At 48.2% G+C, this 9,668-nt stretch carries 7 protein-coding genes; 2 read left to right on the top strand and 5 right to left on the bottom strand.

Annotation, left to right across the window (positions count from 1 at the left end; translation table 11 throughout):
- Positions 1–637: 637 nt before the first annotated feature.
- The 4 genes from ACFQ03_RS01770 to ACFQ03_RS01755 all read right to left on the bottom strand — a co-directional run bounded on the left by ACFQ03_RS01770 (position 638) and on the right by ACFQ03_RS01755 (position 5,172).
- A complete protein-coding gene (locus tag ACFQ03_RS01770) occupies positions 638–1,399 on the bottom strand; it encodes a Cof-type HAD-IIB family hydrolase (protein WP_150960080.1) in 762 nt (253 codons plus the stop codon).
- 136 nt (positions 1,400–1,535) lie between these two features.
- Positions 1,536–2,708 carry an ROK family transcriptional regulator gene (locus ACFQ03_RS01765; protein WP_191964373.1) on the bottom strand — a complete coding sequence of 391 codons (1,173 nt, stop codon included), beginning with the start codon at positions 2,706–2,708 and terminating at the stop codon, positions 1,536–1,538.
- A 100-nt stretch (positions 2,709–2,808) separates the two neighbouring features.
- Positions 2,809–3,429, bottom strand: coding sequence for a YdcF family protein (locus ACFQ03_RS01760; protein ID WP_379285668.1), 621 nt, complete (start codon positions 3,427–3,429; stop codon positions 2,809–2,811).
- A gap of 471 nt (positions 3,430–3,900) precedes the next feature.
- A complete protein-coding gene (locus ACFQ03_RS01755; RefSeq protein WP_379285666.1) occupies positions 3,901–5,172 on the bottom strand; it encodes a copper amine oxidase N-terminal domain-containing protein in 1,272 nt (423 codons plus the stop codon).
- 431 nt (positions 5,173–5,603) lie between these two features.
- On the opposite strand from ACFQ03_RS01755, the gene ACFQ03_RS01750 reads away from it, so the two are divergent.
- On the top strand, positions 5,604–6,353 hold the full coding sequence (locus ACFQ03_RS01750; RefSeq protein ID WP_144936894.1) for a YebC/PmpR family DNA-binding transcriptional regulator: 750 nt from the start codon (positions 5,604–5,606) through the stop codon (positions 6,351–6,353).
- Between the two features lie 180 nt (positions 6,354–6,533).
- Complete coding sequence (locus tag ACFQ03_RS01745; protein WP_150960083.1) at positions 6,534–6,983, top strand: hypothetical protein; 450 nt, start codon at positions 6,534–6,536, stop codon at positions 6,981–6,983.
- An 838-nt stretch (positions 6,984–7,821) separates the two neighbouring features.
- Here the strand turns inward: ACFQ03_RS01745 and ACFQ03_RS01740 are convergent.
- A complete protein-coding gene (locus ACFQ03_RS01740; protein WP_379285671.1) occupies positions 7,822–9,174 on the bottom strand; it encodes an L-cystine transporter in 1,353 nt (450 codons plus the stop codon).
- Positions 9,175–9,668: the final 494 nt, after the last annotated feature.

The raw sequence follows: 9,668 nt of genomic DNA, 5'->3' as shown, positions 1-9,668 counted from the left end.
TCATGTACTACAACAAGAGCAGCTAATTTACACTAACGGTGTGTCCACTTTCTTGACAGAGGTCCAAATAGAAAACCATTTCTTGTCTTGTGGTGGATCCTCCACCGTCTAACTGTATTTTATGTAGGTAAATTCAAGCGAATGGTGGAAAGTGATTAAAGTAAATGGAAAAACTACATTTAGAATCAAGGCTTTTTGCTGAAATCGCCTTTTTTGTCCAAACTAGCTGTAGTTTTTCCACTTAGCTTCCGTCTTTTGGCTCCGCAGAGCAAACTAACTGTATGAAATCCAGTTAGACGCGCCATTCTGCGAGTAGACTGCTTGCACGGCACAAGCAGAAAATGAAAATAGACGGATTTTCAAGGTAGACGCCCAAGTAAGAAAAGCGTCACCGGTACCGTCAAGCGGCACCGTCAGATTATCGAGACATAACCAGGTAAACGGTTCTATTTGCTACGTAGAATATCAGTTATTCTCAAACGGGCTGTCGTCTTACAGCGATTGGATCGGCGAAACCGTCATAAAAGCAGGAGAGGAATCACTGATTCGGTTCAGCGTAAAGCCGGAAATTAAATAGAAAGATGGCCTATTGATTTCAAAGGTTATTTGGCGATTTCAGTCTGCGAAAGTTGAGTTCTTAAGCAAACTTTCTCTCTTGTTCGTCCCCTAACAAGTAACGTTGAATTGCCTGAGCTACCCCGTTTTCTTCATTCGTTCCGGTGCTGCCATCCGCCGCCTGCTTCAGCTTCTCATCGGCATTTCCCATCGCAACTCCCATTCCCGCCGAACGAATAAGGCGAAAATCGTTCATATTATCACCGACGGCCATGACTTCCTCCATGCCGATACCGAGCAACTCACACACCTTGCGAACGCCGCTTTCCTTGGTAATCCCTTTGCAGGAAATTTCCATATTCACCGGAGCGGAACGGGTAACTTCCAATGTACCCCAGCCCTCAACAGTTTCCCTCAGCTGCTGCATCACCTCGAGGTCATCATGCCGAATCCCGAACTTCATCCAGCCTCGTTCGAACATTTCATCCGTCCAGTCCTTCTTGCCCGTCAAGCTTTCCACGCTGTATCCCCAGTAGCCGGCGCCGGCTTCCACTGCCAGGGAATGCAGCCGGTGAATATCCTCCTTGGACAAGTAATGACGCTCAACCAACTCGCCCGGTCTTCGCCAAATCTCGGCTCCGTTAAGAAGAACCATGGGGGCATCCAGCCTGAGCTCTTCCCAGAACGCTTTCGTAGTCTGGACTCCACGGCCTGTAGCAAAAATAACCGTCACTCCGGCGTCCCTCGCCCGCTGAATCCACTCCCTCGCTTCCGCCGTTATCCGTTTATCCTCCGTAAGCAGTGTACCGTCCAAGTCGAGGGCTAGCAGCCGATAATTGGCCATAACCATCATCTTCCCCTTTCATTGAGTCAAGGATAAACGGCTATCGCCGTCCTTGGGACAGGCGCGTTTACCCATGAAATCTTTGTATTTCTAATGAGAGTTAGTATACAATTGTACAGCTTTACTACATAACCAATTAGATTGAAAATTTGTCCAGAGGCACGTCAAAAAAATGATTCATGACCAGACCGACCGCCGAGCTGGATTCATCCGGCGTCCGGGGCAGATAGACAAGCTCTACCTCCCGGCAGGACTCTGGAACCGTCTCCATAATCCGCCGGTTTAGAGCAGGGATCAGCCGCTCCCCTAATACATCGATCATTTTGCCGGTCAGCAGCACATGATTCGGGTTCAGGATCGTGATGACGTTGCCAATCGCCCGGCCGACCGCCGCTTCAACTTTGCCAAACAGCCTTACAGCCTCCGGCTCGTCCGCCTCGAGCGCCTGCTTAAGCTCTTCCGGCGTGTAGCCGCCGTTGCGCTTCAACCCGCTGGCCGATGCGAAAGTGGTCAAGCAGCCTTTGGCCCCGCAGTGGCATTGGCGGGCATCCTCTCCGTCGAAGGCTTTATAATGACCGAATTCCCCGGCGACGTGCCTCATTCCGGCCAATAGCTGCCCGTTGGCGACAATTGCTCCTCCGATCCCGTAATCCAATTTAATCGTCAGGTTATTGGGGGAGTCCGCCAGCCGGCCGTTGAGATTCTCAACGAGCGCGAGCAGGTTGGCATCGTTCTCCAGATACACGGGCAGACCATAAGCAGCTTCCAGACGTTCCTGAAGAGGAAACTGCCTCCATCTCAATCCGGGCGAATAAATGACTACACCCCGTTTGGAGTCCACCAGCCCCTGAATACTGCAGCCTATCCCCTTCAACTGATTACGATGGGTCACATGCCCCAGCAGCTCATCCACGACTTGCCGGATATAGAGGACGGGATGCTCATCGTTGTTGTAGACCGGAACATCGACGACAATCTCTTTAACCGGACGGCGGCGGAAATCCATTAGCGTCCCGCGGACATATCGGACCGCTATCTCTACCCCAATGGCGTAGAGATTTTCGCTTTTCACCATAAGCGGCACCGGTTTGCGCCCTCCATTGCTGGCAACCGGATTCAACTCCTGAAGTACATCGTCCTGCAGCAGCCGGTTTACGATATTGGTGATCGTTTGCTGGGTTAATCCCGTTTTCTCTGCTAATTCCACCCTGGTAATAGGGCCTTCGGTGAAAATGAGACGCAGCACTCTTTGCTGATTGATCGATTTTAGCAGCTTGCTGCTAGCCGTCTTGCTCTTATTCGTCTGCATATCAACCTTTCCTTTCCTGGAAAACTGGATTGACATCCTTCATAAACCCTTTTGCTTTATTCTTCCTTGCGCCCTGTCCGTTGTCAATCACTCTCAATGGTTAACCGGATGCGGATCGGGATTTGGTATTTCCCATCCATCCATTTTGTTCCCAATTGGCAGCCTTATGCAACCAGGGAAGGGTTAGTCGGAATGCCCGGATTTCCAGGAAAGTCAGCTTCCATTGCCGTCTGATCGACGGCAGCTTCCGGCTTCCGTAGAAGTTCGCCGGAATATTCAGCCGCCGGGCTATGTATCTCATGCGTCTAAGATGAAACGAATTAGAGACATAAAGGCAGGTTTTCAAATGATGCCTTCTCATCAACAGAGTACAATTCACGATATTATGCACTGTATTCCGGGAGTACTCCTCCAGCAATATCCGCTTGGCATCCACTCCTTTGGAAATAAGGTAGTCCCGCATAATCGCGGCTTCTGTCCGTTCGGAGACTACGGCTCCTCCGGATAGCACTACATAACGATACCGGAATCGGTTCCATAAGTCCAATGCCGTATCCAGCCTTTCGGCAAGCAGAGGGTCTATCTGCCCATTTATACACTTATAGCCCAGCACGACGAGAGCATCTGCTTCCCGCGGCGTCCATCTTCCTGCATGAATCCAAATAAAGTAGATAAGCGGAATGCCGGCCAACACTCCTAGCAAGCTGATAACAATGACCAAGTTATACTGATTCCTTTCTTCGATGAACTAGTTTTTCTCCTTGTGCAATGAGTGCAAAATATAGGCTTCATAGCCGAAGAAGCTTTCCTTCGCTTTGCGCTGAAAATGTCCCTGCGAAACGACTTCGGAGACCCGCAGCGTTGAACACGAAAATATGCCGGTTAGAGTGAATAATCTCTATCCCTCAAGCCGTTTTTTTCAAGGAATTTTCGAAATCCGGACGAGGAAGCCCTTACCAATCATAATCTTAATAAATCAATTTGATTAAGTGTCATTCTAAAATAGTTTCTCCCTTCTGACAAGACTCTTATAGAATAAAATTTCACTCGTTTTTTTTAAAACGCATTGGAGAGGCAAGGCAGGCAGTCATTGTTTTTCAATAAAGCCGGCAAGGGACATGAAGCGAAAAAAACACCTGCCCGTATTTGAGCAGGTGTCCTGAAAGTATGCTGCTACTGAAGCAGATGAAATTTATTTCGTTTCGATAACGACCGTCTTCGTCATATCGTCCCATTCCACGTGAGCACCCAGCGACTCGCTGATGAAACGGACCGGAACCATGGTGTTGGATTGGACCAGTTGGGCCGGCACTTCCAGGTTTATCGTTTCCCCATTCCGTTTGGCCTGCTTGTCCCCGATTTTTAAATAGATCGTCGTATTTCCTTTGGTAGCCGTTACGGAGTACTCCTCTTGATTCCATTCGATTTTCGCACCGAGCTGTTCAAAAATCGCTCTCATCGGCACCAGTGTATTTCCGTCAATAAGAACAGGTGGCTGTTCAAACGAGAGTAATTTCTTATCGATCAGCACTTTGATTGGATCGAAGCCGATCACCAGCGGTTTCACATCCAAGGAGCCGCCAAAATGCCTTTCCCGTATAGAAAGGATTTCCTTAAGCGATTTCGCTCGTGTCGACTGGAAGATGTCAAGGGTTTCATCCCGGAGTTCAAACAGGGTATCGACCGTTTTTTTACGGGTTTTCGTTACGTCAGTCATCGCCTTGTCGCGCGCCTCTTGTAGCTCCTCCGCTCCCTTGGTCAGAATCTCGTCCATCTTCTTGCGGGCATCCGCCAAAGTCAGATTTCCTTGTCTGTAGTTCCACATCGTACCGGAGGAATAGTGTGGGTTGCTTTCATTCTTAAGCTCCCACATTAAACCGGAGGAATAATTCGGGTTCATATCGTTCCGGTAGTTCCACATCGTACTCGAAGAATAATTCGGATTGGTCGTGTTGCGATAGTTCCACATCGTACTGGAGCTGTAATCGGGATTGATTTCGTTCTTCAGTTTCCAATGGGATCTGGAGGAATAATTTTTATTGATCTCCTTATTGTACTCCCACATAGGTCCGCTGGAATAATCGGGGTTAATGGCTCTCCGGTATTCGGTCAGCTTATCGCGGTAATCCCGCTGGTTCCCGTATTTATCATCCAACTGCTTGAAATCTTCATTGAACAAATCCAATAAATACCTCAAATCCGCATCGGCTGCCTGCTCCAGCCGTTCCCGCTCACCCGAAGTGATGGCGATAAGCCAATCATATTCTTTGCTTGCTCGATTATAATCATCCTTATACTGATTGCTGTAGTGCTCATATAAGCGTTGGTACATGCCATCGATTTCATCGATGAAGTCATCCGCGTAGGCGCGATCTGCAGGAAGAAGTGTTCCTCCCAACAGCACTCCCACGGATAGAACTGCCGAGAAGAGTACATTTTTGCACTTTGTCCAAGAGACATTCATTAATTTGTTTACCCTCCATTTAAGTTAAAATTGATCGCAGAATCCGCTGATGCTGCTGACAATGCTTCTCTCTTTCATATGGATCCTGCAGTTTCGATTTTTTCGACGCATGGCAGGCAATTCCTTCTTTCCGCGCAAAAATAGAACTTTTTTCCTTCACAAGAACAGGTCTTTAGATCTATTAATTGGTATGAACGACCTTCTTGGCAATGACAGAGCCTGTTTAAGCCCGACTCAAATCCGCTTAAACAGTGAAAGATAGGGCGTCCTCCGTCCCTAGATTCCCCTACCCCATACCCCTGGAAAGGCGAGACTTGCCAATCGGAGAAATCCTTGATGGTCATCAAGTTGTTTCTTGCGTTTCCGGCCCGGGTTAGATACGATAATTAGTAGAACTGTTCTACTGAAATAAGGAAAGGAGCCACCCAACGATGGCCGGACATTCCAAATGGAAAAACATACAGCATCGCAAAGGAAGACAAGATGCCCTCCGCGGGAAAGTTTTCACTAAAATCTCCAAAGAAATATATGCGGCGATCCGCAGCGGCGGGGACGATCCGAATACGAACCTTCGCCTCAAGACCGCTCTGCAGAAAGCAAGACAAAATAATATGCCTAACAGCAACATAGAAAATACGATCAAGAAGGCTTCCGGAAATATGGAAGGCGTAACTTATGAAGAAATTATTTATGAAGGCTATGGACCGGCGGGCGTGGCTGTCATGGTCGAATGCCTGACCGATAACCGAAATCGGACGGCGGCGGATGTCCGTCATATCTTCTCCAAATATGGCGGCAACCTGGGAGAGAGCGGCTGCGTCTCTTATTTATTCAGCCGCAAAGGAGTTCTCACCCTTCCAATCGAGGATGGCGGACCAGACGAAGATACCCTCCTGATGGAGGCGCTGGAAGCAGGGGCCGAAGACGTCCGCGTGGAGGACGGAATCGCCGAGATTACGACGGCACCCGAAGACTTTGACAGCGTCAAACAGACTCTGGAAGGCAACGGCTACCAGTTCCAGCAAGCGGAGCTAAGCCTGATTCCAGCCACCACCGTCAATTTGGAGGAAGAAGATGCGATCAAGATGATGAAATTGATGGAGGCGCTGGAGGACAACGATGATGTCCAGGATGTACACTCCAATTTTGACATGGACGAGGAAGTAATGGCCAAGCTTTAGGCAGATATGGTATGGCGGAAAGGCAGTGTGACCGACAATGTCGGCCGCGCTGTCCTTTTCTGTTATACTCCAAGGGACCGAAGAAGCGCATGGCGCGTTTTATTCTTTTATATGGGTTCGGTTAATAGTCTGCAGCTTTTGTGCCAGGCCGGGCGTTCCTTTAATAAGGAGGGAAGCATTGTGCTGATTTTTAGATGGGCCATCATTTTGACTATTTTCATCCTCTCCTATTTTACCGGGTTTGCTGCCTATACAGGCACTCTTTGGAAAGTGTGGGGGGAAACCCTTGGCGGGGATAGGTATGCGGTTATGTTTTGGTCGGGACTGGCCTATTTGCTTATTTTGGGCCCTCTTTTTGCCCTGATCTGCATTCTGGTCAAAAGCAAACTCAAGCACCCGGCTCTCGGTCTTCTTTTCTACCCTTTGTTCTGTTCACTATCTTTCATTGTTCCTACCGCATTTATTTTTTTGTTCAACGGAGGGGGCAGCTTATTGTCTGCCGAGGCACAGTTGTTTTATTCTTTCTTTGCCGCTTCCGGCCTAACTTTCGGGTTAGGGTATGGCATAATCTCTATAATATGGCGACCTAAGCCCCCGATGCAGAATGAATCCTTAGAGCACGTCCAATAAGCTTCGGCCTCCTTATTGTTCAGTTACGAAGGAAGACGATGGGGGGCTCTCTCTTCTCCTTGCTCATTTGTTTACGAGTGTGGAGGTATACTGCTAGCCAACGCTTCTTGGAATAAAATCGCTCCGTGCGGCTGATTAATTTCCCCGTCTTTTTTTCTGAAAATGTTCGTTAAATTCGCCCAAAGCGAAACACTGCTTATTCCCGGTAATTCTTTATTAATCGAGGCTTTGGACTGTTATCCCCTAACCTCAGAAAAGTTCAATTAACCCCCGTGCCATCGGGTTAAATTCCATCATAATGATTATGAGTCAAATCGATAATCGCGAACCAAACCATAGGGCAATTTCTGAGTTGATGGGATAGCAGATAAAAGGAACAAGGTGCGGCACGTATTCTGAGCATAGGGGATAACAGACTTAAGAAGATGCAAGCGCGGTACCCGTTCTGAGCATAGGGGATAATAGACATAAGAAGATGCAAGGCACGGCATACATTCTGAGCAAAGGGGATAATAGACATAAGAAGGTGCAAGCGCGGCACCCGTTCCGAGCATAGGGGATAACAGACATAAGAAGATGCAAGCGCGGCACCCGTTCTGAGCATAGGGGATATCGCACATAAGAGGATGCAAGCGCGGCACCCGTTCCGAACATAGGGGATAATAGACATAAGAAGATGCAAGCGCGGTACCCGTTCTGAGCATAGGGGATAATAGACATAAGGACAATAAAATGATACAAGGCCCGGCATGTATGATTTATGCGGGCCCTGCTATAATGATTTCAATAATTAACCATCTTTCCTGCCTGCAGCTCATCGCCACGTTTAAACTGCAAATCAAGCCTCCAACTGCTGCTTACTGTTATCATTGTAGATACTCAAATCCAGTTCCTTCGTCGCCTTGCCGGTAAGAATTCCGGTAACCATACTGCCGCTGACATTCAACGCCGTGCGTCCCATGTCAATAAGAGGCTCGACAGAAATCAGCAGTCCGGCCAGAGCAACCGGGAGGTCCATCGCAGACAATACGAGCAATGCGGCAAAGGTTGCTCCTCCCCCTACACCTGCTACACCGAAAGAGCTGATAGCCACTACAGCAATTAAGGTAATAATGAAGGAAGGCGTTAACGGGTTGACTCCGACCGTCGGCGCAATCATTACAGCTAGCATGGCGGGATAAATCCCGGCACAGCCATTCTGCCCGATCGATAATCCGAGTGATCCGGCGAAGTTGGCTACACCTTCAGACACTCCGTAGGAATGGGTTTGGGTCTTCACATTCAAAGGCAGTGCTCCCGCACTGGTGCGGGATGTGAAGGCAAAGGTTAGCACTGGAATTGCCTTCTTAACATAAGTAATCGGATTCAGCCTGGCACCGGCCAGCAGCAGCAAATGAATAAGGAACATGACAATCAGAGCGACATACGACGCGATGACAAATTCGCCCAGCTTCCAGATTCCCTCATAATCCGTAGTCGCCGTTACTCTCGTCATTAGCGCCAGAACACCATATGGAGTGAGCCTCAGCACAACGGTAACCACTCGCATAATAATGGCATAGAGCGCTTCTACGATTTTCTGGAAGAACTCCGCCTGCTCCGGCTGTTTTCGCCTGACTCCCAGGAACGCGAAGCCAATGAATGCCGCAAACACTACTACGGCGATCGTTGAAGTGGCCCGGGCCCCCGTGAAATCTCGGAACGGATTTTCCGGCAGCAGCTCAAGCAGCTTTTGCGGGAAGGTCATTTTCTGAAGGTCTCCCAGCCGATTCTCCAATTGCTCCCCGCGAGAAGTTTCCGCTTCCCCGCCCTCAATTTGAATTCCCTCCAGGTTGAATACGGTTGCGGTAGTAATCCCGACGGCTGCGGCTACCGCCGTTGTTCCGACCAGAATTCCAATAATCAAGAGTCCGATTTTCCCAAAATTTTTGGTCACCTTCATCTTCGTAAACGCCGTCAGAATGGAAATAAAGACGAGGGGCATGACGACCATCTGCAGAAATTTAACGTACCCTCTCCCTACGATATCAAACCATGCCAGGGAGGTCTTTAACACCTCAGACTGGGCTCCGTAAATAAATTGCAGCACAAGTCCAAACACAATCCCGATCCCCAAACCGGTGAATACCCGTTTGGAAAAAGAAACATGCTTTCTTTGCATGACAAAAAGTCCGATGATAAGCAGAAGCATGATTACAATATTAACGATTGTCCATAACACGTTGACCAACTCCCACTTTTAAATTCGAGGCGATAAAAGTATATTCAGATGTATCCAGTTATATAACAACTATTCATACCTGTCAAGTTGGAATTTGACTTACTTTTTATTCGCGGGTCTATATATGTAATTAACATGGGCATTCGCATTCCAACCATAATGGTCCGGATTGAATTCTATCGCCATATATTAGAGTAGTAAACTTATAGTATGCCGGCTGACATTTTTTGATATCGATTTTTTTTAGTTTGCCCATATTCCATTAATTATGTTCATTCATTGGAAAATAGCGGGTAAATAAGCCGGCCGTTATGTCGCTGCAGTTGAAGAGGCTTACGGCGCGAAACAGATGCATTTATCGGGTTGTTGGAAAAAGCATCTGCGCGTTGCTTGCGGAGTCAATCATAACCACCCGTCCAACGGGTGGTTTGCTCTTGGGGTATAACCCCCTGTTGCCAAACTGC

Source organism: Paenibacillus residui (genome assembly GCF_042677205.1).
Lineage (GTDB): Bacteria > Bacillota > Bacilli > Paenibacillales > NBRC-103111 > Paenibacillus_L > Paenibacillus_L residui.
This window is presented reverse-complemented; position numbering and strand designations above follow the sequence as displayed.